At 59.1% G+C, this 23,232-nt stretch carries 20 protein-coding genes; 11 read left to right on the top strand and 9 right to left on the bottom strand.

Annotated features, from left to right (window positions below; translation table 11 throughout):
* Positions 1-84: 84 nt before the first annotated feature.
* Positions 85-1,962: an IlvD/Edd family dehydratase gene (locus AC1D2R_RS06120; protein ID WP_477965790.1), complete on the bottom strand. Its 1,878-nt coding sequence runs from the start codon at positions 1,960-1,962 to the stop codon at positions 85-87.
* 78 nt (positions 1,963-2,040) lie between these two features.
* Between AC1D2R_RS06120 and AC1D2R_RS06125 the strand changes: the two genes are divergently transcribed.
* A complete protein-coding gene (locus tag AC1D2R_RS06125; protein WP_477965792.1) occupies positions 2,041-2,940 on the top strand; it encodes a LysR family transcriptional regulator in 900 nt (299 codons plus the stop codon).
* Between the two features lie 11 nt (positions 2,941-2,951).
* On the opposite strand, the gene AC1D2R_RS06130 is transcribed toward AC1D2R_RS06125, so the two are convergent.
* Entirely contained in the window at positions 2,952-3,866 is a 915-nt protein-coding gene (locus tag AC1D2R_RS06130; protein ID WP_477965794.1) for a helix-turn-helix domain-containing protein, read from the bottom strand.
* 86 nt (positions 3,867-3,952) lie between these two features.
* On the opposite strand from AC1D2R_RS06130, the gene AC1D2R_RS06135 reads away from it, so the two are divergent.
* The 7 genes from AC1D2R_RS06135 to AC1D2R_RS06165 all read left to right on the top strand — a co-directional run bounded on the left by AC1D2R_RS06135 (position 3,953) and on the right by AC1D2R_RS06165 (position 12,735).
* Positions 3,953-5,227 (top strand): ABC transporter substrate-binding protein, encoded by a 1,275-nt coding sequence (locus tag AC1D2R_RS06135; protein ID WP_477965796.1) that lies wholly within the window; start codon positions 3,953-3,955, stop codon positions 5,225-5,227.
* 66 nt (positions 5,228-5,293) lie between these two features.
* The gene (locus AC1D2R_RS06140) at positions 5,294-6,154 is read left to right on the top strand and encodes a carbohydrate ABC transporter permease (RefSeq protein ID WP_477965798.1); all 861 of its coding nucleotides are present in this window, start codon (positions 5,294-5,296) and stop codon (positions 6,152-6,154) included.
* Positions 6,151-6,987 carry a carbohydrate ABC transporter permease gene (locus AC1D2R_RS06145; RefSeq protein WP_477965800.1) on the top strand — a complete coding sequence of 279 codons (837 nt, stop codon included), beginning with the start codon at positions 6,151-6,153 and terminating at the stop codon, positions 6,985-6,987. The genes AC1D2R_RS06140 and AC1D2R_RS06145 overlap by 4 nt, the downstream gene beginning before the upstream one ends.
* A gap of 14 nt (positions 6,988-7,001) precedes the next feature.
* Positions 7,002-8,087, top strand: coding sequence for an ABC transporter ATP-binding protein (locus AC1D2R_RS06150; RefSeq protein ID WP_477965802.1), 1,086 nt, complete (start codon positions 7,002-7,004; stop codon positions 8,085-8,087).
* A 56-nt stretch (positions 8,088-8,143) separates the two neighbouring features.
* Entirely contained in the window at positions 8,144-10,147 is a 2,004-nt protein-coding gene (locus AC1D2R_RS06155; RefSeq protein WP_477965804.1) for an aldo/keto reductase, read from the top strand.
* A gap of 243 nt (positions 10,148-10,390) precedes the next feature.
* Positions 10,391-10,729 carry a DUF2147 domain-containing protein gene (locus AC1D2R_RS06160; protein ID WP_477965806.1) on the top strand — a complete coding sequence of 113 codons (339 nt, stop codon included), beginning with the start codon at positions 10,391-10,393 and terminating at the stop codon, positions 10,727-10,729.
* A 743-nt stretch (positions 10,730-11,472) separates the two neighbouring features.
* Positions 11,473-12,735: an ABC transporter permease gene (locus tag AC1D2R_RS06165; protein WP_477965808.1), complete on the top strand. Its 1,263-nt coding sequence runs from the start codon at positions 11,473-11,475 to the stop codon at positions 12,733-12,735.
* 280 nt (positions 12,736-13,015) lie between these two features.
* Here the strand turns inward: AC1D2R_RS06165 and AC1D2R_RS06170 are convergent, their stop codons facing one another.
* The 7 genes from AC1D2R_RS06170 to AC1D2R_RS06200 all read right to left on the bottom strand — a co-directional run bounded on the left by AC1D2R_RS06170 (position 13,016) and on the right by AC1D2R_RS06200 (position 20,152).
* A complete protein-coding gene (locus AC1D2R_RS06170) occupies positions 13,016-13,945 on the bottom strand; it encodes a COG3904 family protein (protein ID WP_477965810.1) in 930 nt (309 codons plus the stop codon).
* Between the two features lie 892 nt (positions 13,946-14,837).
* Positions 14,838-15,575 carry an ABC transporter ATP-binding protein gene (locus AC1D2R_RS06175; protein ID WP_477965812.1) on the bottom strand — a complete coding sequence of 246 codons (738 nt, stop codon included), beginning with the start codon at positions 15,573-15,575 and terminating at the stop codon, positions 14,838-14,840.
* Positions 15,575-16,237, bottom strand: a complete 663-nt coding sequence (locus tag AC1D2R_RS06180) for an ABC transporter permease (RefSeq protein WP_477965814.1) — start codon at positions 16,235-16,237, stop codon at positions 15,575-15,577. Before AC1D2R_RS06180 ends, AC1D2R_RS06175 begins: the two co-directional genes overlap by 1 nt.
* 103 nt (positions 16,238-16,340) lie before the next feature.
* Positions 16,341-17,174 carry an ABC transporter permease gene (locus AC1D2R_RS06185; RefSeq protein WP_477965816.1) on the bottom strand — a complete coding sequence of 278 codons (834 nt, stop codon included), beginning with the start codon at positions 17,172-17,174 and terminating at the stop codon, positions 16,341-16,343.
* Positions 17,175-17,186: 12 nt separating this feature from the next.
* Complete coding sequence (locus AC1D2R_RS06190; RefSeq protein ID WP_477965818.1) at positions 17,187-18,242, bottom strand: ABC transporter substrate-binding protein; 1,056 nt, start codon at positions 18,240-18,242, stop codon at positions 17,187-17,189.
* Between the two features lie 12 nt (positions 18,243-18,254).
* On the bottom strand, positions 18,255-18,593 hold the full coding sequence (locus tag AC1D2R_RS06195) for a 4Fe-4S dicluster-binding protein (protein WP_477965820.1): 339 nt from the start codon (positions 18,591-18,593) through the stop codon (positions 18,255-18,257).
* A complete protein-coding gene (locus AC1D2R_RS06200) occupies positions 18,590-20,152 on the bottom strand; it encodes an FAD-dependent oxidoreductase (RefSeq protein WP_477965822.1) in 1,563 nt (520 codons plus the stop codon). The genes AC1D2R_RS06195 and AC1D2R_RS06200 overlap by 4 nt, the downstream gene beginning before the upstream one ends.
* A 544-nt stretch (positions 20,153-20,696) precedes the next feature.
* On the opposite strand from AC1D2R_RS06200, the gene AC1D2R_RS06205 reads away from it, so the two are divergent.
* The 3 genes from AC1D2R_RS06205 (at position 20,697) to AC1D2R_RS06215 (ending at position 23,085) form a co-directional block, all read left to right on the top strand.
* A complete protein-coding gene (locus AC1D2R_RS06205; RefSeq protein WP_477965824.1) occupies positions 20,697-21,707 on the top strand; it encodes a Gfo/Idh/MocA family protein in 1,011 nt (336 codons plus the stop codon).
* Between the two features lie 25 nt (positions 21,708-21,732).
* Positions 21,733-22,824 carry a Gfo/Idh/MocA family protein gene (locus AC1D2R_RS06210; protein WP_477965826.1) on the top strand — a complete coding sequence of 364 codons (1,092 nt, stop codon included), beginning with the start codon at positions 21,733-21,735 and terminating at the stop codon, positions 22,822-22,824.
* A 90-nt stretch (positions 22,825-22,914) separates the two neighbouring features.
* Positions 22,915-23,085, top strand: a complete 171-nt coding sequence (locus AC1D2R_RS06215) for a DUF2934 domain-containing protein (RefSeq protein WP_477965828.1) — start codon at positions 22,915-22,917, stop codon at positions 23,083-23,085.
* Positions 23,086-23,232: the final 147 nt, after the last annotated feature.

A 23,232-nucleotide genomic window follows, 5' to 3' on the forward strand; every position in this document is an offset into this window, starting at 1 on the left:
GGGCCCGATGCCTTTTCAGACATGAGCCCACAATGGAGGCAAACCTGGCACTACCTGGCGCGCCGTTCAGCGTGCCCGCTGACGTCAGTGGTTATCGCGCGGAATGCCCTTCGTCTGAGCGATGCGCTGATACTTGACAGCCGGCTCGAGCACCGCACCCGTTTCCATCTGGCCGACATAGCTGCGCTGGATTTCCTGCCAGGGCGTCTGGCTCTCGGGGAACGCATAGCCGCCGGCCGCATCGAGTGCTGCCCGGCGCGATGCGATCTCTTCGTCGCTGATCAGGATATCGGCCGTCCCCTTTTTGAGATCGATGCGCACCTGGTCACCGGTCTTCAGGATGGCGAGGCCGCCACCCGCCGCTGCTTCAGGCGAGGCGTTAAGGATCGAAGGTGAACCCGATGTGCCGGACTGACGGCCGTCGCCGACGCAGGGCAGGGAGGAGATGCCCTGCTTCAGCAGGTAGTCGGGCGCACGCATGTTGACGACCTCGGCGGCTCCCGGATAACCGATCGGGCCGGCACCGCGCATGAAGAGGATGGTCGTACCGTCGATGGCAAGCGACGGATCGTCGATGCGGTGGTGATAGTCTTCCGGGCCGTCGAATACGACGGCGCGACCGACGAAGGCTTCCGGATCGTTGGGATTGGACAGGTAGCGGTTTCGGAATTCCGGCGAGATCACGCTCGTCTTCATGATGGCCGACGAGAAGAGGTTGCCCTTCAGTACGCGGAATCCGGCCCGCTCCTTCAACGGACGTTCGAACGGCCGAATGACCTTTTCGTCCTCGATGACAGCCGACGTGTAGTTTTCGCCGACCGTTTTGCCGTTCACCGTCATCGCGCTGGTGTTGATCAGATCGTGCTTGATCAGTTCACCCATGACTGCAGGAACGCCGCCGGCGTGATAGTAATCCTCGCCGAGATACTCGCCGGCCGGCTGCAGGTTGACGAGCAGCGGGATTTCCTCGCCGTAGGTCTGCCAGTCATCGACGCTGAGTTCCACGCCGACGTGGCGGGCAAGGGCATTGAGGTGGATAGGCGCATTCGTGGAGCCGCCGATCGCCGAGTTGACCCGGATGGCGTTGATGAAGGCTTCCTTGGTCAGAATGTCCGAGGGTTTCAGATCTTCGCGGACCATCTCGACGATGCGAAGACCAGTCTCGTAGGATATTTCCTGCCGGTCGCGGTAGGGCGCCGGAATTGCGGCAGCGCCCGGCAGCTGCATGCCGAGAGCTTCGGCAAGCGAGTTCATCGTCGTTGCCGTGCCCATAGTGTTACAGTAGCCGGTCGACGGTGCGGACGACGCGACGAGCTTGACGAAGCCCTGATAGTCGATCTCGCCACGGGCCATCATTTCGCGGGCTTTCCAGACAATCGTGCCGGAGCCCGTGCGCTCGCCGCGGAACCAGCCGTTCAGCATCGGACCGACCGACAGGGCGATCGCAGGAATGTTGACGGTTGCCGCGGCCATAAGACAGGCTGGCGTCGTCTTGTCGCAGCCGATGGTAAGGACCACGCCGTCGAGCGGATAACCGTAGAGCACCTCGACGAGGCCGAGATAGGACAGATTGCGGTCAAGACCGGCGGTCGGGCGCTTGCCGGTTTCCTGGATCGGGTGCACCGGAAATTCGATGGCGATGCCGCCTGCGTCACGAATGCCTTCGCGCACGCGCTTTGCCAGTTCCAGGTGATGTCTGTTGCAAGGCGACAGGTCCGAACCGGTCTGCGCGATACCGATGATCGGCCGTCCCGACTGCAGTTCCTCCTGGCTCAATCCGAAGTTCATGTAGCGCTCGAGGTAGAGTGCGGTCATGTCCGGATTTGCGAGATTGTCAAACCAGGCCTTCGAGCGAAGCTGCAGCGCTTCGGTCTTTTCTTGGACTGCGTTTGGACTTTGGGGGGCAGGGGTTTTCTCAACCACGGTAATTTTCCTTGCGTTGACGCCGTTGTTGTCATGCATTTAGCTGATCGATACTGGATTGTATAATCAGTCTTTCGTATTCTGATATGCAAATATGTTATATCAGACGAGGTGTGCATGGGATTGGACGGTTTCAAGCTGCGGCACTTGAGAATGCTGGTGGCACTGAGCGAGCATGGCAAGCTGGGTGTCGTGGCCGAAATGTTCGGCGTCTCCCAGCCTGCGCTGTCGCGCACGTTGAACGAACTTGAACAGATGTCGGGCCACCAGCTTTTCGAGCGGCATAACAGGGGACTGATCGCGACTGCGCAGGGCGAAGTGATCGTGCGCCATGCAAAGATGCTTTTGGCCGAGGCGCAGCGGGCGGAATACGAGATGGTCGTGGCAGCGGCCGGGCAGGGGGGCAGCGTCGCTTTCGGCACGATCATGACGCCTGCCGCCGACTATGTCGCCCCTGCGCTCAAGCGTCTGTTCGAGACCCACCCGACCATCGACGTCAGCATCACCGTGGGCAGCAGTGACGTGCTGCTGGAAGACGTCCTCAGCCGCCGCCTTGACTTCGCAGTCTGCCGCATCCCGAGCGGTATGAATCCACTCTGGTTTGACCATATCCCGCTTGGAAAGGAAACGTTGAGGATCGTCGTCGCCGCAAACCATCCCCTTGCGAAGAACGCCGTCGCTGCGGAAGACGACCTGCGCCAGCAAAGCTGGGTCCTGCAGCCGCACGGTTCGTTTCTTCGCCACGTCGTGGATGATTTCATACGGCGCCACGGGATTGTCCCGTCAAGCGTCGTCTCGACATCCGATGCGCTTCTGACGATGCTTCTCATGCTGCAAAGCCAGCGCCTTGGCATCCTGGCAGAACCTGTTGCCAGGCTCATGGAAGAGCACGGGCTTCTGCGCATCCTGTCCATTGCAGGCGATATCTCGGTGCCTGACTTTGGGCTCGTGAAGCTCAAGGACCGGGAACTCTCGGCGTCGGCGGAACTGCTCTTCAAGCTGTTCGAATCGGCCTAAGGCGAAAGGGCTCATGGCACCGGCGTGTGTAGCGTCACAAGGCGCACATCCCGGCGAAAGTCCGATGGCGACATGCCGGCAATGTGACGGAAGGACTTGTTGAAGGCACTGATCGAGCCGAAACCGCTGTCCATTGCCACCTGCAGAACGTTGGCACCATCTTTCATCAGCATTGCCTGGGCACGCGAAAGCCGCAGCAGGTTGACATATTTGCTGAGCGTCATCCCGGTTGTCTTCTTGAAGAGGTTCATGGCGTATTTCGGATGAAGATCGGCGGCACGGGCAATGTCCAGCGAATCGATTTCCTGCAGGAAATTGGCAGCGATGAAATCGCACATGCGAGCGACGCTGCGCGACGATTGCGGGTACGCCTGCTCGATGTCGTCGGTGTCGGACAGCCCATTCGATGCAAGCATCGAAAAGGGTTCGAGCGCTATCCGTTCTATCCGAAGCAGCATCTCTTCGACGGCATGCTGTGCTTTTGCCGGATCACCTGATTTCGCGTAGCGCACCCAGCGCTGGAAGTTCTCGGCGTCTGCCGCATCGGTGGTCGACGTGAACAGGATCTCGCCCTTCATAAGCCTGCTGGAAATATTGATCGGCAGACGCATGCGAAAGAAATAGACCAGCGGCAGATGTCCTCCGGCATAGATCGCGTCATCGCTGCACTCGTCCATCTGGTGCGGTTGACCGCCCCAGAAGAGGCACATGTCTCCGGCGGCCATGCTGATGTCGTGGCCGTTCATCCGGTAATGCACGCTGCCGCGCATGATGTAGTTGACCTCGACCTGCACATGCCAATGCGGCATCAGCATCACCGACGGGTGATTGTGGAACATCTGGAGTGCCGTCGGCAATCCTTCGATGCTGCTCGCTCCCGGCTGATAGACCGCTCGCCGTTCAATCTTACTTTCCGCCAAATCCATGTTCCCTTTTTAGGAGACAGCGGCTCCCTTCCAGATAGTCTAGCCGTGTTCGCTAAGGGACGGCAATTGAAAAGGGAGGATTTTCAATGCGCTTCAATCTTATCGGTGCGACCACTGCGGTCGCGCTGCTCGCATCTGGCTCTGCATACGCGGAACCTGCCAATCTCACCATCTGGAGCTGGAACGTCGCCGCATCGGCGCTGAAGTCCACGCTCGAAGGCTTCAACAAGCAGCATCCTGACATCAAGGTCACGGTGGAGGACCTTGGAAACCAGCAAGTCTTCGACAAAATGCTGGCTGCCTGCGCCGCTGGCGGCGAAGGTCTGCCCGATATCGTCAGCGTCGAGAATTTCGAGGCTGAGATTTTCTGGAGCCGCTTCCCGGATTGTTTCGCTAACCTGAAGGAGCTCGGTTACACCGCAGATATCCAGGCAAAATTCCCTGAGTTCAAGCGCACGGAGCTTGAAGTCGGTGACGTCGCTTACGCCATGCCATGGGATTCGGGTCCCGTCGCAGCATTCTATCGTCGCGATTTCTACGAAAAGGCTGGTGTCGATCCGGCGACCATCAAGACCTGGGACGATTTCATCGAGGCAGGGAAGAAAATTTCCGCAGCCAATCCCGGCGTGGTGATGTCGCAGGCCGACTTCAACGGTGACAGCGAATGGTTCCGGATGATCGCAAACGAGCAGGGCTGCGGCTACTTCTCGGCAGACGGCCAGAACATTACGATCAACCAGCCCGCCTGCGTCGCGACACTCGAAAAAGTGAAGCAGATGAAGGATGCCGGCACGCTGACGGCTGCCAACTGGGACGAGAAGATCCAGGCGAATACCGCCGGCAAGGTGGCAACGCAGCTCTACGGCGGCTGGTATGAAGGCACCGTGCGCTCGACCTCTCCGGACGAGAAGGGCAAGTGGGGCGTCTATATGATGCCGAGCCTGACGGCAGATGGCCCGCATGCGGCCAACCTTGGCGGATCGTCGCTGGCGATCGCCGCCAACTCGCCACACAAGGAGGCCGCCTGGACCTACGTGAACTATGCACTCGGCACCAACGAAGGCCAGGTCAGCATGCTGAAGGCCTTCGGTCTCGTTCCGTCGCTGCTGACTGCGGTTCAGGATCCTTTCGTCAACGAACCGCTGCCGTACTGGGGTAATCAGAAAGTCTGGGCAGATATCCTGTCGACTCTTCCAAAGATCGTGCCGAGCCGCGGCACCGCCTTCCAGACGGATGCCGACGCAATCTACAAAGCGACGCAGACGAAGTACCTCGCCGGCGGCTATCCTGACGCGAAGGCAGCGCTTGACGACGCCGCCAAGCAGGTCGCCTCGGCAACGGGTCTCCCGATCGCACAGTGAGTGATGGTGCCGGGCGCGCAATGCGCCCGGCCTTCACCCTCAGTGCGTTCGTAAGGAGGAGGCCGCATGCCGTTCAGAAACCGGAGCGCCTACGCGTTCCTTGCACCCTATCTTTTGGTTTTCGCCACCTTCTGGGTGTGGCCGATCATCAATTCATTCCTGATCTCGTTCCAGAACACCCGTGTCAACCCCTGGAAATTCAGCGTTCAGGCCAACTGGGGACGCCTGTTCGGCGACCCGGCGTTCTACAACGCGCTCTACAACACGCTGATCATCCTGTTGATTCAGGTCCCGGTCATGATTGCGCTTGCGACGGTCATGGCGGTCCTGCTCAATTCGCCGCTGCTCAGAGCACGTGCGATCTTCCGCTTTGCATTTTTTGCGCCGGTGGTGGTCGGTGAAGTCGCCTATGCCGCGGTCTTCCGCCTGATGTTCAATATGGACTTCGGCATCATCAACAAGCTTATCGGTACGGTCGGGATCGCGCCTGTCTCATGGTTTGCCGAAAGCCATGCGGCCATGGCGCTCATCATTCTCGCCGTGACCTGGCGCTGGGCCGGCTACAACGCAATAATCATTCTGGCTGGGCTGCAGTCGATTCCTGAAGATGTCTACGAGGCCGCGACACTCGACAAGGTGTCGAAGACGCAGCAGTTCATCCACATCACGCTGCCGCTGTTGAAGCCGATCATTCTGTTCTGCGTGATCCTCTCTGTCATCGGCACCATGCAGCTCTTTACCGAGCCCTTCCTGATCACCAATCGCGGTGGCCCCGGCGGCGGTACGGAAACGCTGGGCCTGCTGCTTTATCGCCAGGGCTTTCTGTCGTTGAACTTCGGCTACGCCTCGGCGATCGCCTACACGATGGCAGCTCTGGCAATCGCTATCTCGCTGCTCAACCTGTGGGTCGGGAGGGAACCGAAATGAAATCCAAGTCGCAGGCTCTCCTGGTTCGTAAAATCGCCCTGCATGCTGCGCTGACGCCGCTTGCGATCATCTGGCTTTTCCCCCTCTGGATGATGTTCGTCTTTGCGACGATGCCTGATTACGGCATCTTCAGCCCCAACATCGTGCTCCTGCCGTCGACCAACCTGATCGAGAACTTCAAGAACCTTCAGGCGGACACAGATTTCATCGGCGCCATGGTCATATCGATCGGCGTCGCCATTATCTACACGTTCTGTTCGGTTTTGCTGACGTCAATGGCGGGCTGGGCGCTGGCACGCTATCGCTTCTTCGGCCGCTCGATCGTCATCACGATCATTCTCGGTACGATCACGCTGCCGTTCGCCGTTGTGGTCATTCCGCAGTTCATCATGGTCGCCCGCGAGTTCAAGCTCGCCAACACCTGGATTGCCCTGATCGTGCCGCCGCTTTTCAATTCGCTCGGCGTACTCTTCATGCGTCAGGCCTTCTCGATGATGCCGGGCGAGCTTTTTGATGCCGCTCGCGTCGAGGGCGTCAAGGAATGGCAAATTTTCCTCCGCATCGCCCTGCCGCTGGCAAGGCCGACGATGGCAGCACTTGCGATCATCCTCTTCCTAGCCTCCTGGAACAACTATCTCTGGCCGCTGCTCATCAACTCCAAACCCGGAATGATGACGGCACCCGTGGCGCTCGGAACACTGCTCGGCCTCACCAAGGTTTCCTGGGGCGGCATCATGGCAGGGGCATTGCTCCTCACGGCTCCGATCCTGGTCGTCTTCGTGTTCCTGCAGCGTCACTTCATAGCCGGCATTTCAGCCGGCGCAGTCAAATAGTCGGGAAACACCTGATGTCTGAGCTTTCACTGAAAAACGTCGTCAAGCGCTTCGGTGCACTGGAAATCATTCATGGCGCGAACCTCGAGGTAAAGGACGGGGAGTTCGTCGTCTTCGTCGGCCCGTCAGGTTGCGGCAAGTCTACGCTGCTGCGCATGATCGCCGGACTGGAGGAAACCTCCGGGGGAGAGATCAATATCGGCGGCAAGGTGGTCAACGATGTCGAGCCCGCCGATCGCGGTATCGCCATGGTCTTCCAATCCTACGCGCTTTATCCGCACATGACGGTAGAGCAGAACCTGAGCTTCGGTCTTCGCATGAACGGCAACCCGAAGGAGGATACGGCAAAGCGCGTCAAGCATGCGGCCAACATCCTGCAGATCAACGAGCTGATGCAGCGGCGGCCGAAGCAGCTCTCCGGCGGCCAGCGTCAACGCGTCGCCATCGGCCGTGCCATCGTGCGCGAACCGCAGGTGTTCCTGTTTGACGAACCGCTCTCCAATCTGGACGCGGAACTGCGCGTCCAGATGCGCGTCGAAATTTCGCGCCTGCACAAGCAGCTGGGCACGACGATGATCTACGTCACCCATGACCAGACGGAGGCCATGACGCTTGCCGACAAGATCGTGGTGCTGCGGGCTGGCAACATCGAACAGATCGGCGCGCCGCTCGATCTCTATGACGATCCCGCCAATCAATTCGTCGCCGGTTTCGTCGGGTCTCCTAAGATGAATTTCCTCAAGGCCCAGGTCATCGAGACGAACGCGGCCACCGCGATCGTCGCACTTGTCGATGACCGAAGCGTTCGCCTTGCCATGCCGGTTGCAAGCCCTGTCGAAACCGGCATGCCCGTGACGCTGGGCATCCGGCCGGAGCATTTCGCCGACGCAGGCAGAGGTGATGCAGATCTCACGGTGAGCATCGACGTCGCGGAGCATCTCGGCAATACCAGCTACATCTATGCCACCACGCCAAGCGGCGAGCAGTTGATCATCGAGCGGCCGGAGTCGCGCACAGTCGGAAACCGCGACCAACTCACCGTGGGCCTTTCGGCCAAGCGCACGTTCCTGTTCGACAGCGCCGGCAAGCGGCTGCGCTGATCGCATTTCCATCACAAGCACAAGCACAAGCACAAGCACTGAAAGAGGAACTTCACATGAGCTCAGATCAACGGATTCGCTGGGGTATCATCGGTCCAGGCACCATCGCGCGCACCTTCGCGGACGGCATCGCCCATTCGCGCACCGGCGAGCTCGCGGCCATCGCGACGCGTAATCCCGACAAGCCCGGCCTTGGGGACGCCTTCCCCGGCGCCCGCATCGTCAATGGTTACGACGCACTTCTGAAAGACAGCGAAATCGACGCGGTCTATATCTCAACGCCGCATACCGGCCACGCCGAATGGGCAATCAAGGCAATCCGCGCCGGCAAGCACGTGCTTGTCGAAAAGCCGATCGCGCTTTCTGCCTATGACGCCGACGTCATTTATCACGAAGCCAAGAAAGCTGGCGTCTTTGCCGGCGAAGGCTTCATGTACCGCGTCCATCCGCAGACGGCCAAGATCGTCGAGCTCGTAAAGAGCGGCGTCATCGGAACCGTGCGCATCATCCGCTCCAGCTTCGGTTTCAACATGGGTAGTTTCAAACCGGAGCATCGTCTCTTCGCCAACGAGGCCGCCGGCGGTGGTATTCTCGATGTCGGCGGCTACCCCGTCTCGATGGCCCGGCTGATTGCCGGTGCTGCCGAAGGAAAACCCTTTCTGGAGCCGGAAAAGGTGGCGGGCGTTGCCCATCTGGGCCAGTCCGGTGTCGATGAATGGGCCTCGGCCGTCCTGAAATTCCAAAACGGCATCGTGGCCGAAGTGTCCTGCTCGATCATGGCAAATCAGGACAATACGCTGCGGATCATCGGATCCGAAGGCCGCATCGAGGTCAAGGATTTCTGGTTTGCTTCCGGCCACAAGGGCGGCGTCGGCAAGATAGAGATCTTCAAGGCCAACGAGCAGCAGACGATCGAGGTCAAGGAGGAGCGTTGGCTCTATTCCTTCGAGGTGGATGCCGCGGGTGATGCGATCCGCGCCGGCGCGAAGGAATTCATTGCGCCGGGCATGGGTTGGGCCGATTCCCTCGGGAACCTGCGGGTGCTTGATCAATGGCGCGCTTCGATCGGATTGGAATATAGTGTCGAGAAGGCTGAAAAGCGCACGACCAATCTCGCAGGTGGCACCGTCCGCCGCGGCGACAGCATTCCGAAGCGCCAGATCCCCGGCATTGCCAAGCCGGCCTCGGTCGTCACCCTCGGCTTCGAGTTCTTCCCGAGTTTCGCGGCGGCATCGCTGACCCTCGATGCCTTTTATGAAGCCGGCGGCAACGTCTTCGACACCGGCTTCGTCTACGGTGGCGGCAAGACGGAGAGCATTTTTGGCGATTGGCATACGAGCCGCAAAGTGGCGCGCGAGGACATCGTGCTGATCGGCAAGGGGGCGCATTCACCGCTCTGCTATCCCGATGTGATCGCCAAGCAACTGGACCAGTCGCTGAACCGCCTGAAGACCGATTACGTCGATATCTACTTCATGCACCGAGACAACACCGACATACCGGTCGGCGAGTTTGTCGACGCCATGGATGCCGAAGTCAAGCGCGGCCGCATCCGCGGCATATTCGGGGGCTCGAACTGGACGCGCGAGCGGATGGATGAGGCGGCAGCCTATGCGGCGAAGACCGGCAAGGTCGCACCGGCGGCTCTTTCCAACAACTTCTCGCTGGCCGAGATGCTGGATCCGATCTGGGCAGGATGCGTGACCTCGTCGGACGACGAGTGGAAGACATGGCTGAACGCCAGGCAGGTCCCGAACTTTGCCTGGTCGAGCCAGGGCCGCGGCTTCTTTACCGACCGTGCCGGACGCGACCAGCTCGATGATGAGGAGATCGTGCGCTGCTGGTATTCCGACCGCAATTTTGAGCGCCGTGACCGGGCAATAGAACTGGCCAAGAAGCTCGGACGCAGCCCGATTCATATCGCGCTCGCCTATGTTATCGCGCAGCCGTTCCCGGTTATTCCGTTGATCGGACCGCGCACGATTGCGGAGCTCGAAGACAGCCTCTCCGCACTCGACATCAAGTTGACCCCTGAACAAGTGAAGTGGCTCGAAGCATAACGCCGATCAGGGCGTAAAACGCGAAGCAGGGGAACTGGAATTCGCTGGAAACGGGTTCCGGTTCCCCCGTCTCACGCATAGGTCTCCGCCTCGAGCTGCGCCGATCGCTGTCTTCTCCTTCGCCCGAAAGCGGGTGAAGGAGAAGTCGCTCTGGAACCGGGCGCGTTTGAGGGGTATTGTTGCCGGCTTCAGGTCGTACCGGCGACCTTCGCCCCGAACCTCAACAACGAGGGGAAGCGAACCATGCAGCGACTGATATCCATGGCAGCGCTTCTTGCGCTGAGCAGCGCTATCTGTTGGGCTCAAGAGCCCGTGATTGGCACTTGGAGGACGCAGGTGGGAACCACCGCAGTGATAGATCAGTGCGGCCAAGGCTACTGCATTACGATGAAAACCGGAGATCATGCGGGCCAACAGATCGGCTCGTTCCAGGGAAGGAACGGCAGTTTTAAGGGCACCATCATAGAGCCCGAGAGCAAAAAGACGTTCGACGGCGTCCTTACAGTCTCAGGAAACACGGTGCGGATGAAGGGTTGCACGATGAAGGTATTCTGCCTTTCGCTGATCTGGAAGCGACTCTAGCCGACCAAGGCACATGAAGCTCCCGTTCGATCGAGGCAGCCCGGGATACAGCACGCCATAATAGGAAGCTGTTCAACGACAACCGTGCGCGAGCGGGCGACACAAATGGTAATCCACTCGGAGATACTCAGTGAGGCAACACCATCCGTCCTGCCGCAGGCGCTCTCAGCGCTAGGAACAGAACGGGAAAATCGCCCAACATCGTATATTCAATCTTGCATCCTATTGATGCAGACGGCAGCATCGTAACCACATAATGCAGGCATTCGCTGAAATAAACAACCTAGAGATTCATTTATGTTGACTCTCGCCTTTTGCGAGCTTTGCTTGTTTCTCCGTTCAGGTTTTCTGAAAGGAGAAAATATGCGGAAGATTGTGGTACGCACAATGATAGTTGCGAGCTCTCTGAGTGCAGCATTTCCGGCCCTTGCAAATGGCGTTGCCTGCAATCTTCGATGCTCTGCTGCGTGCTGGGGAACGGCCGATCCGCAAGCATGCATTGCATCATGTATGAGTTCTTGCCAAACAGGGTGCTTGATGTGCCACGATCCGATCCCAACAGCTGCACCCCCTTTAAAGCGTCAGACACCGTTGTACGAAGTTAATTTTCAGGGCCTTTGGCCCAAACAAGCCAACAACCCGCGCCCAGTTTTCCTAAGAATGCCGTAGTCGAGATTGTGATTGGCCGTCCCCTCGAGTGACGGCCAATTATCGCTTGGCAATTTCTACTTCTGTGAGGTCGAATGCAGGACACTAAGCCGTTTTCGTATTTCGAACGCATTTTGGCCTGGAGATATCTGTCTTCACGGGGGAAAGAGTCCGCCCTTTCGACAATCGCAGTCTTGTCATTCGTCGGCATCATCCTTGGGGTAGCGGTTTTGATCCTGACAATGTCGGTGATGAATGGATTTAGGGAAGATATTGTCTCTCGAATATTGGGTGCCAAAGGTCATATCATTCTCTCGGCTCACGATCAGGCCAGCTTTGCCGCTGATCCGGCTCTCCTTGCGAGGCTCGTGAAGGTGGATAACGTCAAGAGCGTCGTTCCCATGGTGAGTCAAAAAGTTTTGGCGCAGGGAATGGGGCTGAACGGCACGGGGGCTGAGTTGCGGGGAGTTCCAATTGAATTGCTCAGGCAACTTCCCGGCTTCAAAGACACAATCAGTGAAGAGCAAATCACCGAATTGGAACAGGGCGGCGGCGTCGCTATCGGTCGAGACTTGGCTGACTACCTATCGTTGACGGTAGGCAGCACAATCCAAATTTTTACTGCGCCCGATGGTTTCGGACGGGATGTATTCACGCCGAGCGTCGGAAACCATCCGGTCCGCGCGATCTTCGAGACTGGGGTAGCTGACATAGATAGCGCTGCGATCTATCTCCCGCTCGCGACCGCGCAGTCCTTTCTTCAAACCGATGCCAAAGTCCAAAAGATTGAACTGTTCCTTGAGCATCCCGACAATCTCGAGGAACCGCTCCACCACGTGGAAAGCATAGGTGGAAGCGGGCTATCTTACAGAACGTGGATGGAGCAGGACAGGGCGATATTTTCGGCGTTGAATGTCGAACGGAATGTCATGTTCATCATTCTCTCCCTGATCATTCTGGTGTCATCTCTCAACATCATCTCCGGCCTCTCGATGCTGGTCCGTTCTAAGCACAAGAACATCGCGATCCTCAGGACGTTCGGCGCGACGCGCGGAGCAATTCTGAGGATATTCCTGATGTTGGGCATGTCCATCGGTGCAGTTGCCACATTGGTTGGCGCAGGGATCGGGGTCTTTCTCGCCAGCAACATTGTCTACATTCGCCAGGTTGCCAACTGGATTGCCATTACGTTTACCGGATCGCCGGAGCTTGCATTCTTTAGCGAACTACCGTCGCGCTTAGACTACGGCGAAGTCGCAGCGGTCGTTGCGTTGTCCTTCCTCATCTCGCTGTCGGTGCCAGTGTGGCCCGCATGGCAGGCGGCAAACGTAGACCCCGCCAAGGGCGTGAAGTCATAGGCTTGGCGTAGAGTTCTTCACTTGACGCCAGCGCCTTCGTTCTTTGCTCGCACCCCTATACGAATAGCTCGCTGAAGGCGGCACGTGGGTGTACGTGTCCTTCGTGGTGATCCGGTAACCGGTCGCACTGCCATTTAGATGGGCATGTTTCGTGGGAACCGACTTGCGTCTAGCTGCCATTTTTTTCACGCCAGGGTGCCAATCCAGGTCGCTGATCGAGATTGTCTACGGAGTGGACGGGGGCATCGTCGGGGATCGCGACGTCACTATCCACCTCGGTTTATAAAGAACGACAGTAGTCTATTGCGGTGTCGCCCTTCCGGTCCCGGAAGACGATATAGGATTGGCTACTGCTGAAGACCGCTGAATAATCCCCGTAGCGAGTAGGCCCGTAGACGACATATTCATTCTCGCTCTTCTTCGTTACACCATCGACGGCGAAGGTGCGCTTACCTGCGAACAAACTGGATTTACCCGGCCCGTGGACGGTCCAGACCACAGAGTAGTAGCCTTTCTCGCCCAAGCACGTCATTGGGACGCGCTCTAGCCGGTTTGACCGTTCTGGTGCGGGTAGAGGTGGTGGTGCTGGTGCAACGGCGGGCTCTGGGTGGACAATCTCAGCCCAACCAGCGACGTCTTCTTCCTTCAACCAGGTCATGCTGTTTGGGGATGTGACAGCCATCAAAGCGATGACACTGTCCGGGGCGCCGAAGTCCGCTAGGATCTTTGCCATGCCAATCGTAATATCGCCAGCAATCGCCATTTGTTGCGCGCCATCGGCTGATGCAGCGTTGCCCCATGCGTTATGAACGCCGAGTCTTGGACCCTCATAGGCATACCGGCTGGTGCCAGCAGCAAACATCAGTACACATGCCGATGCACATAAGCTATCCCTTGGCACAATGGTGGCCAAATGCTTGCCTCGTATCAGGTAAGCCATCACAGATGCGGGGTAGACCAGGCCTCCCTCGCTATTAAGAAGGATAGCTTTTGTCTCGACGCCTTGGGCAGTTCGATCGCCCAGGAGCTTGAAGAGTTTTGAGTCATCCTCCTTTTCGATGTCACCATCCATAATGATGGTGTCCGGATGTTTGGTGTCCTCGTAGAACTCGGCTGCCTCAGCTTGAGCACCAATCACGTGGTGGAGAGCGGGAATTGTCAGTAGGCACGTTGCGGCCATCGTGGCAGCATTCATAAATGCCCGATTCATCGTACAGTCTCACTTTCTAGCCAGCGGTTGTTAAGGTGCCGAACATAAAGCGATCAGGAACCTGCCTCGACGGGTTTAAGGCTCCATGAATCTCTCGGCATTCATGCCATGTGTGAACTTCGCCAATTTCCTGTTCCGGCGTCTGCGCGGAATCTGCGCAATGGGCGGGAAGGACAAAGTCCCCGGTCAGATATAGTGTTGTCAGCCTCCCCTTTTGCGGCTGTGATGCTCGGACTCAACGGAAGGGCTCTCCGCGTTTTGGCTTTAGGCGGTGGTCTTCACAATTCAATCGCTTCGACCATACTTCTTGCGCAGGCTGCGGTGAGGTCGACCTGGTTCCGGTGGTGTTGCACCAGCGGCGGGTGCTCGAACGCCCGGCGCCGGTTCGTTCCGCTGTGGAGCAGGCGCCTGCGTAACACCAGAACCCAGCATGGCAACGATTATATCAGCGCAGGATTTGAGTGAGACTGTCGCATCAAGCGAGCCCTTGAGATTGTCGGTTCCCATCCTGACGATGTTGATGGATTTCCCCTTGGCCCATAGGCGTTCCTCACCGTCGCATCGACAAATGATGCGTCGATCCTGGCTCAGCAAGATGGCTGGCTGCCAGCTGCAAATCTCTGGCAGCTAGGAGCAATAATTAAGACGCAATCACCACGACGATTTCGACGCGGGACTTATGGAGCTCGCTGGACTAAGCCTTTGGGCGCGGCGATGTTCGGAAAGGGATTTTCCCGTCCATCGACGGCAGGCGTGCGTAAAGGAACTATTTCGACGGAACCCAGGTAGCCAAGCGATCTGGGAAACCTGCAGCCCCTCCTGGCGCTCCGGACCAGTCTCGGATTGGTGGCGGTGCTGTCAAACGTCGAACGCCAGCGTTGTGCTCGATGAGTTATACTAGCGTAGCCAGACAACGCTTCTTCAGTTCAGCGAGCACCACCCCGCCGCGGTCGCGAGGGCGCGGCAGTCCGACGTCGAAAACGTCCCGAATCCGTCCGGGATTTGGTTCCATGACCAGAACGCGATCGGCAAGATAGAGAGCCTCCTCGACGTCGTGCGTGACGATGACGATGGACACGCGATTTCGCTCCCAGATAGACAGGAGCTCCTCCTGGAGACGCATTCTTAGGATTGAGTCTAGTGCTCCGAAGGGCTCGTCCATCAGCAGGATGTCTGGCTCCTGCGCGAGCGCCCTGGCGATGGCCGCACGCTGCGCCATCCCGCCCGAAAGCTGTCTGGGATATGCCTTCGCATAATCGGAAAGTCCTACCAGTTCGAGGTAGAGCCGAACCCGCTCGCGGCGGACCGAGGTGGCGAGATCGCTGTTGTCGAAAGCCAGGTCGACATTTCCCTCGACGGTCAGCCACGGATACAGTCGGTGATCCTGGAACACCATGCCCACCTTGGCCGGAGCTGCGTTGTCCGATCCGCCTCGCGTGATGGAGCCACGATAGTCGCTGTCGAGGCCGACGATCAGCCTAAGCAGCGTTGACTTGCCGCAGCCGGAGGCGCCGACGATCGCCACGATCTCGTTGCGCCGGACCTTGAAGTTTATGTCCTTCAGTACCGGACGGGGCGCGCCCTCCAGGACATAGGACTTGCTGACATGCTCGATCGACAGGGCGTTCATCAGATTTCTCGGTTCCAGGGCGACAGTTTGGAAGTGACCAGGCGGACGACCGCAGAGAGGAGGACGCCGCCTGCCGCCAGGGCGAAGACCCCGACGATCACGATGTCCATGCGAAATTGGTCGCGCGCACTCGCGATGTAGCTGCCCAGGCCGCGGCCGTTTCCGATCGCGTACTCCGATCCGATGGTTCCGATCCACGCGGACAGCGCGGCTATCTGCAGGCCCACATAGATGCTTGGCAGCGCCGCCGGAAGATAGAGCCGGCGGATACGGGTCAAACGTCGCAAACCCAACGTTTGTGCAGCTTCGATGAGCGGTAGAGGTGCCTGCCGAACGCCCTGCTCAGTCGCTAAAAAGAGGGGGAAGAACGTCGACAGAGCCGTGAATACCAGTTTCGTGCTTTCGCCGTTGCCGAACCACGCGGTCAACAGCGGTATCCAGGCGAACAACGCCACTTGCCGGACCGTGTGGATTGTCGGCGCGAGGCCAAGTCCCGCCGCTCGGTACATGCCGGCGACGTAGCCAAGAACCAGACCGGCCACGCCTCCGACAACGCCACCCGCGAGGACTCTTATGACGCTAGCCAGAAGTGACACCCACAGTTCGCGCCCAGAAGCATCGAGGAACGGCGTCTCGATTACCTGCAAAGGGCTCACGGCCATGGGTCCGGACAGAAGTCGCGTAGACGAAGATATCCACCAAATGGCCGCAGCGGCCAGCGGCACCAGTGCTCCGCGTGGGAATCTTGAGGATCGAAGAATTCGGTCAGCCATTGGCACCGCTCCCCTTGCGTACCAGCGCCTCGGCTCGTTTCAAAAGGAGATCGAGTACGAAGCCGACGGCGCCGACCGCGATCATGCCGACGATGACGATATCGAGCTGGAAGAGGGTACGGCCCCAAACCATCATGTAACCGAGGCCGTCGGTGCCGGCGAGCATCTCAACGACGATCAGCGAAACGAATGCCTGGCTGAGCGAAAGGCGGACGCCGCTCGCAATGAACGGCGCCATTGCCGGGATAGTAAGCTTGAAGAAGCGGGTCCGCGCACGAAGGCGGAGAACATCGGCGACTTCGTTCAATCCGGCGGGGATGTTCCTTGCTCCTTCGGCAGTGCTGATGGCCATGGGTACGAAGCATGCCTTCGCGAGAATGACGATCTTCAGGCTTTCTTCGATGCCGAGGAGCAGGATCAGTATCGGAAGCCATCCAAGGGACGGAATGGCGGCCAGCGCCCGAAACGTTGGTCCCAGGTAGGCATCCGCGGCTCGCGACCTGCCAATCAAAAGACCGAAGAGGAAACCAAGCGACGCGCCGATGAGAAAGCCTTCCGCAATACGTCGGAAACTGACGATCGCAGCAGAAAGTATGTCACCGCTTGCCAGGAGGTCGAGGAACGTCTGGAAGACCCAGTCGGGTTGCGGCAGCACCTGAGGCGACACCCAGCCATTGACCGAGGCCATCCACCAGAGAACGAGAAGTCCGACGGGCGCGATCAGGATCAGCAGCGAGTTGCCGATGAAGGATCGAAGCTTCGCCGGGCGCACGTCCGGGGCGTCCTGCGCGACGCGTAGGTCGTCCTCAGCCCCGAACGTTGCCATAAGCGTCCCCGATCAGTTCTGGAGGGTACCGGTCGCAGACCGGTCGGGCCATAGCGACTGGAGGTCCAGCGTCTTCACGGCGTTGTCGACGTAGCTGCGGTCGACCCATGCGTCGAGGTCGACGTCGCGGCGGATGAGCTTCTGCTCGCGGTCGAACGCGATGCCACTCTGGTAGCGGGCGACGAAGAAGTCGTCGAGGCGCGGATTGTACTTCTGCCCAAGCTGTCCGCCCGTATTTGACTTGCGGATAACCTCGATCGGCGACCCGGCGCGCGACCAGATCTTGAACGCTTCCTCGCGGTTCTTGTCGTCTGCAAGCCACTGAGCCGCCTTGACGAAACCAGTGACGACCTTCTGCGTCGCGTCAGGATAGGTCTTGCGGAACTTGTCGGTCACGAGGAAGGCGCCGAAGCCGTCGCCTGTTGCTCCGGTATCGGAGGACTTATAGAAGATCTTGGCGACCCCCTTACTTTCAAGCGGCAACAGGAAGTCGGCGCCGAACACCGCGTCCACGCTTTTCGCTGCTATCGCTGCGAGCTGGTCCGCGTTCTTGAGGTCGACGATCGTAATGTCCTTCTCGGAAAGGCCGGCATTCTTGAGGGCGGTGATCAGGCCCCAGTGAATGATGGTAGCCTTCTGGATCGCGACCTTCTTGCCCTTGAGGTCGGCGATCGATTTGATGTCAAGATCCGGCCGCACCGCGCCGAAGATCGTGGTCCCGCCGTAGGACGCGAGGATGACGGTGTCGAGGCCGTTCGCCTTGCCGATAATATTCGGGACGGCTCCGTAGGACGCGAAGTCGAGCTGGCCGTTCGAAAGCGCCTCGTTGATCGCAGGGCCTGTACCGGTGAAGTAGGTGAATTCGACCTTCGTCGGCGTTCCCTTGAACTCGTCCGCAATGAAGCCCTTCGCATCGGCGATGGCCTGAAGTCCGACGCCGAACGGTGTGCCGAAGCCGAAACCAACGTCGCCAAATCTAATAGTGGCGGGTGCGTCTTCCGCCTGCGATGAGGCGGCGGTGAACACGACGGCCGCCGCAAGCAGGAGGGTTGAAAGAAGTCGTCTCATGGGTCTCTCCAGTTAGGGTATGATCGTGCCGGTCTCGAAGATCCGGTAACTCATGTCGCCAGCAGTTCCGCGCGGCTTGGCGTTTTTCCAGCCCATCTCTCGACGGAAGCTGCCCATCACGCCGCGCGCAATCAGATCGGCTTCGGTCGAACCCTCGATCGTCTCTGACAGCGGCGACACGTAGAGCGCATCAGTCGGGCAGAAGAGTTCGCAAAGGAAGCAGGTCTGGCAGTCGGACTGCCGGGCGATCACCGGGATTCCTTCCTGTACCGCATCAAATACGTTGTCGGGGCAGGCTTCGACGCAGAGGTCACACTTGATGCAGCGGTCTTCGCTGACGATCTCGATCATGATGCCGCACTCACTTGATTTTCTGACTGGAACGACGCCCAGAAGCCCTCGGTGCCGCCGGCGTCGATCGGTCGGGCAAGTATCGCGTTCGTATCGGGGAAATCCGTCCGGCGTTGAAGACCGCGACTTTCCTTTCGCAGGAGAGCGCTGTCGGTCGCCCAGCGCGCCGTGGCGATGAGCGCTTCCGCCTCGCGAACCCTCGCCGTGCGGTGGATTCTCCATCTCTCTTCGTGCCACAGGTCAGCAAGACGACTAGATGCCTTGGAAAGACTCTCATGGTTCCTGAAATAGCCGCCGTCCAAGGGGAGCACCTGCTGCTTGGCCTCTTCCAAAACAGCATCGATGTCGGTCGCGGCTCGGACGGGGTTGACGTTGGATCGCTCGTTTGCCGAGCGTGTGGTCCGGCTGCGCCACTTTGCACTAAGCGACTGTATGAACCTTGCGGCGTCTTCTCCCGCCCAGGACCCTGTTGCCATCGCCCAGCTCGAATTCGGCCCGCCGCCCCCGGTCGTCGCGCCTGACATGCCTTGACGTGTTGCGGCGTCGCCGGCTGCGAACAAGCCTTGCACTGTCGTCGTCGCGCGGCCGTCGATCTTCAGGCCGCCGGTTCCGCGGACGGTCCCTTCGTGGCGAAGCGTTATGGGAAAGCGCTGAGTGAAAGGGTCGATGCCCATCCGGTCGAACGGCACGAAAATGTTTGGCTGGCCGCGGCGAAATCCTTCCTGCAGGCGAGGGGAGGCTTTGTCCAAAATCGCGTAGACGGGTCCGTTAATTAGCTCACTGGCAACCACGCTTTGCCGGTCGCCCGGCGCCGACAGCTCGTTGCCTTGTTCGTCGCTGAAGGTACCCCAGAAGTAGACGACGCCCTTGGTGACGCTCGAGTAGGCCGGCGAGATGCCATACTGCGCGGAGAATTCCATTCCGGAGAGAACTGCGCCCGCTTCGGCGGCCATCAGGTAGCCGTCGCCGGTGAGGTTGTTGGTTCCCAGCGCGCCGCTGAGGAAGGCGCATCCTCCGGTTGCTATGACAACCGCCCCAGCATGGATCTGCAACGTCTCGCCCGTGCGTCGGTACCTTGCAATGGCGCCGGCGGCAATGCCGTCGGAAACGAGGAGTTCTTCCACGGGACAGTGGTCGATGATCTTGACGCGCGCCTTGATCAGCTTCTGACGCATGAAGCGGAGGTAGTCCGGTCCGCGGAGCATCCCGCGGTAGGGGCGGCCATCCTCGTATGTCGGAAAGTCGTAACCCCATTCGGCGAGAAGGTCGAGGTTCTCCATGGTCCGGTCAAGCACTCGTTCGATGCGCGCCGGCTCGGAGAAGCCGTGGCCCAGGCGGACCCTTTGCGCAACCGTCGCGGCTCTCTCAGCCGAGCCGCGGGGGGTGTAGATTGTCGTGGTGTTCCCTGCGGCCGTCGCGCCACTTGTCCCAACGTAGCCCTTTTCGATGAGGATGACCTTCGCGCCGTTCGCGGCCGCGTTCCAGGCCGCCCAGCAGCCAGCGGGACCTCCTCCCACAACGAGAACGTCTGTGTCGATCTGCACTGCTATATCGCTCATGGTCCCTCGCATCTGAGAAAAGACTACGAAGTTTATGGATAATATCGAGATAAGTTCTATCGGTTCCTAGGCGTTTACAGAAATGATTTTCTGCTATTCGCGATGTCGGTGGACTTATCGGGCGTCGGCATTCGGCGGGGGCGGTGATTTGAGGGCGGGACAATCGCACGGCGGTGGCGTTGGTCGATCGCTCCCAAGGACCGATCACGCTGAAACCGAAGAGGTAGGCGTACCAGAAAATCGGCAGGTGCAAACCTAACGCGGAGAAACAGCAAGACCAAGGCCTGAGGCGCAGACCTCCGCGCGCTTACCAGGAGTTTTCCAAAATGGGTGAAAATGAACACGCGGCTTGCTTAGTAAATAACTATTTAGATACAAGTTTTTTCATAAATGAATCATGGTGTTAAGATGATTTGTCGCGAATGGTATCGTCACGGTGGCCTTGACAGATGCCGGCTTTCGCTGTCTGTTTTGCTGCAAGGAGATCGCCCAGAGACTCGACGTCCGGGCGGGAGGAGTTTTCAGGTAGAAGGACATTGTTGTCATGCTGAGATTTGCAGTCGTTGGGATCGACCATGGGCATACCCTCGATCATGTGAAGGGTCTGCTTGCAGCCGGCGGACAGTTCGTAGGCTATTGCCCACAAACCTCGGTGCCGGCGCTGATCGAGACCTTCAGGCGGACCTATCCGGATGCGCCGCAGATCGATCGGGAGAGGCTGTTTGCCGATCCTTCAATCGACGTGATCTGCATTGCCGCAATCCCCTGTGATCGGGCCGATCTTGCCATCCGGGCTATGCGCGCCGGCAAGGACGTGATGACAGACAAACCGGGGGTGACAACCTTTGCGCAGCTGGAAGAGGTGCAGAGGACGGTGGCTGAGACCGGCCGCATCTTCTCTATCTGCTTTTCCGAGCGCCACTGTGTGCGTTCCGCCGTCAAGGCGGGCAAGCTCGTCAAGGAGGGCGCGATCGGCACGGTCATCCAGACGATCGGCATGGGGCCGCACCGCCTGCAACTGCCGACGCGGCCCGAATGGTTTTTTGATCCCGAGAAATTCGGCGGCATCATTGTCGATATCGCCTCGCATCAGATCGACCAGTTTCTCTTCTATACAGGTTCCACGAGTGGTGAGGTGGTCGCAAGCTCGGTCGCAAATTTCGCCATGCCGCAACGGCCGGCCTTCCAGGATTTCGGCGAGGTGCTGCTTCGCTCTGACAGGGCATCCGGCTATGTCCGCGTGGACTGGTTCACCCCGGACGCGCTGCCAACCTGGGGCGACGGGCGCCTGACCATTCTCGGCACGCATGGCTATATTGAACTGCGCAAGTATATCGATATTGCCGGTCGTCCGGGTAAGGATCACCTTTTCCTCGTCAACGGCGAGGAGACGACTCACATCGATTGCAGCGACGAACGGCTGGACTATTTCGATGCCTTCACCGTCGATGTGCGGGACCGGACACAGACCGCGATGACCCACCAGCATGTCTATGAGGTCTGCCGGCTTTCGCTGGAGGCACAGGCCAAGGCAGCCAGACTTGGTGCAAAGTGACTGGGCGCAAGGTGAGGACCCCGCAATGACGAAGAAACTCCGCGTCGGTGTCATCGGAGCAGGCATTGCCTCCCGCCATCTGACAGGCTTTGCCTGGAACAAGGAGCTCTTCGAGGTTCCTGTCCTCTGCTCGCTCGATGACGAGCGCGGCAAGGCCCTGTGCGAGGAATTTGCCATTGCGGACTATACGCAGGATGCGGAAACGCTCATCCGGCGCGCCGACCTCGACGTGATCGATATATGCACTCCCCCGAGTTCGCATTTCGAGCTCTGCCGCAAGGCGATCGAAGCCGGCAAGCACGTCATCTGCGAAAAGCCACTATTTGGCTCCATCGCCGAGGTCGATGAGATGAGCCGGATCATCGCAAGGGCCGAAGGCCCGAAGCTGATGCCGATCTTCCAGTATCGCTATGGCTCGGGTCTGCAGAAGCTGAAGATGCTCATCGATCTTGGTCTCACCGGGAGCCCGTTTCTGACGACGATTGAAACGCATTGGTGGCGTGGGCCGGATTACTACGCGGTGCCGTGGCGGGGCAAATGGGTAACCGAACTTGGCGGCGGACTGCTGGGCCACGCCATCCATGCCCACGACATGCTGAACTATGTGCATGGCGCCTGTGCCGAGATCTTCGCCTATGGCAAGACGCTGGTGAACCCGATCGAGGTCGAGGATACGGCCGCCCTTTCGGTTAAAATGAAGAACGGCTCGCTTGCAAGCCTGTCGATGACGCTCGGCTCGCGCAAGGAGATCTCGCGCCTTCGCTTCTGCTTCAGCGATCTCGTCGTCGAAAGCATTCTTGAGCCGTATACGATGGGACGCGACCCGTGGAGCTTTGTCGCCGGGAACGAGGAGCACCAGGGACGCGTCGATGAGGCGCTGGCGGGCTATGAGCACAAGGAAGACGGTTACACGCGCCAGTTCGAGCTTTTCCACCAAGCATTGATGCGCGGCGAGGAGCCACCGGTCACCCTTGAGGATGCCCGCAATTCTCTCGAACTCGTCACGGCAGCATATCAGTCTCAGCGCACAGGACTTCCAACCCCCTTGCCGATCCTTTCCGATCACCCGCTCTACCACTCCTGGCTTCCGGAGAAAGAGAAGATCGCCTCCAGTTGAGGAATAGGGCCGCCAGAGTAACGACTTCGCAAGCGCCATTTGCGAGCCTCGATAGATCGATTTTCATTCCGCCGTTGTTCGAGGTCATGCGTGCTCTTAAGAGAGGACGAGTGGATCAGTCAGCGTGCCTATGCGCTGTGGGAGTCCGAGGGCCGGCCGGACGCCAGCGACAATCGAACGGCTGAAGACAATGGGAAGACTGATGCGCGCAAACGCAGTCCGAAGCACGTCCTGTCCGGAAGCCAGCGACGCGCTCGATAGCACGCTGAGTTGCGTTTCCTAGCAGCGATGCAAACGGCGGGCGGTCCGCCTTAACGCTGATTTAGCCATTGCAATTATTTTTTTCGAGAAATCAGTGGAAGACCGGCTACGAAGGTAGAACGTCAATCTTTCCCGTCCAGCATGGAA

It is taken from the genome of Rhizobium sp. P1_C7 (assembly GCF_056406295.1).